This is a genomic window from Mesobacillus sp. (assembly GCF_057785455.1).
In genome coordinates this window covers 1-2,357 of sequence record NZ_JBYNSB010000010.1, presented here as the reverse complement: position 1 = coordinate 2,357, position 2,357 = coordinate 1, and the positions used below count along the sequence as shown (strand labels likewise).

Annotated in this window: 3 protein-coding genes; all 3 read left to right on the top strand. The window is 42.3% G+C overall.

The annotated features are described in order from the left end of the window. Positions 1-651: Wzy polymerase domain-containing protein (locus tag AC3EBE_RS02475; protein WP_488593431.1), on the top strand; the 651-nt coding region annotated here is incomplete at its 5' end. A 47-nt stretch (positions 652-698) separates the two neighbouring features. Then, entirely contained in the window at positions 699-947 is a 249-nt protein-coding gene (locus AC3EBE_RS02470) for a type II secretion system protein (RefSeq protein WP_488593430.1), read from the top strand. Next, a complete protein-coding gene (locus AC3EBE_RS02465) occupies positions 929-2,275 on the top strand; it encodes a hypothetical protein (RefSeq protein WP_488593429.1) in 1,347 nt (448 codons plus the stop codon). Before AC3EBE_RS02470 ends, AC3EBE_RS02465 begins: the two co-directional genes overlap by 19 nt. The last annotated feature ends 82 nt before the right edge of the window (positions 2,276-2,357 follow it).

The following is a 2,357-nucleotide window of genomic DNA, read 5'->3' as shown; positions in this document are numbered from 1 at the left end:
CTTCTAACGCCCATTACTATCCATACCCTTGTAGAATATCCTTTGCAACTATCTACCGCCCATTATCTTTTATTTATAATTCTGACTTATATGGCAACTTCGCACTTTTTAAAGGCAGCACAGTTAAAGCTATCTCCATATATTACTAAGCCGCTTATTATAATTGTTTCAGGTGCTTACATATTTTTCGCAACATATACAGTAGCAACCTTTAATGCATATAATGGCCTTGTGAGATGGTATATAGATTATATGGAAACAGGAAAAGGTTCTGACGAGGATATAAAGCCGTCTATGAAAAATCTGTATCTAAAAAACTGGTCAGTACCAATGTATATGTTTGCAAGGGCTGAAGATGCTGTAAAAGATATAGAGAGTAATAAAGACTTCCTCGATGATTTCCTCAAATGGAGCAATTCCGAAAAACAGAGGCTTCCTGTCATGCCTGTCTTTTACCACGATGCCAGAGTCCTGTTTTTGATGGGCATTCACTACAAGCAGCATTTTTATTTCGATGAGGCAATGAAGACAGTGGAGGAGGGGCTTCTGCTGTATCCGAATAATGAGGATTTAAAAAAGTTGAGACCTAAAATAGTTGCCGAGGCATTTAAGGCGATTTTTGACGGATTTCAACGAGGAAAGAAGGACTAATCCCATTGTTTGACACGGCTCTTATGTTTTGATACCATAGAATTATTATGATTTGCAAAGAAACAATGAAACAAAATCGGAAAATCAAAAAACTATTAGCTCATAACTCTAAACTCATAACTCTAAACTCTAAAAATGGTTTTACCCTCGTTGAGCTTGCAATGGTGCTGGTGGTGATAGGGCTTCTTATCGGCCTGGGTATGAGCCTGATAGGGCCGTTGACAAAGAGGGCGAAGCTGATAGAGACGAGGGAGGCGGTCAAGCAGCAAAAGAAGCTGTGCTTGGATATGCGGTGAAAAAAGGGTTTGTGCCTACTGAAAGCGGCGACCCGCTTGGAATAGCTGGGGCAAGGCGGCTTGATTCGTGGACAAGACAGATTTTATATTCGGCATTTAATAATCTGGAAGGTTCGGGCAATTCATGCAGTGTAACTGAAACGGATATATCGGTAATAGAATGTAATGACGATAATTGCTCCGCTCCTCTTACCAAGCGGAATATTGTTTTCATAGTTTACAGTACTGGTGAAGACGGCAACGGAGCAGGCACTACAACTGCACCTACAGGTGTTGCCTGTCCTACGGCAAACTGTTTTTATGTAAGGACACAGGGATCAACTTATACAGATGGCGGTGTTACCTATGAATATGACGATATTGTGCAGTATGTTTCATTAGACGAGATAAGGTCATTGAGGGGATGCCCGCAGCCATTGAGAATAACATCGCCTGCTTCATTACCAGAAAGTGAGGAGGATTCTTTTTATTCATATTCGATGCAGGCAATAGGAGGAGTGCCTCCTTATACTTGGGGAGAAGACGGGTCGTTATGGGAAGGAAGCGGGCTTTCGCTGAATGAATCAGGGCTCATTTCTGGAATGCTTAATTATAGAGATGTACCTCCAAACACCGGAGAGCTTGCCCCTGCTAGAACCGAATGCAAGGAAACTATTAGCATAAAGGCAGCAGAGCTGAAAGTAACTGATTCTGCGGGCGGCACATATACATCTACATCCACAAATCTTTTTACGATTTCTGTAAGACCAAAGCCGCTTTCGATTAATAATACAGAAATGCCATCTACAACGGTAGGTGCAGTTGCCGCTACCTTTGCTACCTTAACAGGAACCGGAGGAAAATCAAGTGATTATTCATGGAGTATTTCAGGCAATCCGCCATGGCTATCGGTAGATTCTGCAACCGGTGTTTTGAGTGTTAATAATCCTACTTCGGCTGGTACTTATAGCTTTACAGCCACCTTATCAAATAGCGACTGCAAGACTTCGACTTCAAAAATGTTCACTATAACAGTTAATCCCGCTGCTGCGGGTTCGCCAACCTGCAGTCTTTCTGCGAATCCAAGTTCTATGCCGAGGCCAGGAACAACTGTTCTCACATGGTCTATAACTAACGGCCCTGCGAGTGGGACATTCAGCATTTTACGCGGAAGCGCATCGCTTGGAGGTTGCAGCGGAACATTTTCTAATTCTTATGGAGGCAATTGCACGACAGGAAATGTAAATTCTAATACAACCTTCCAGCTTGCTGTAACTAATACAAATGGAACTGGTCTTTGCGCCGTTACTGTGAATACACGTGGGAGACCAATAGAACCTTTGAAATAGGGAAGCGTGTTGTGACTACTTATATTGTGCTATATAAATGGACAAACCTATAAGATTTGACAGGCATGCAAGGAGGAGGATG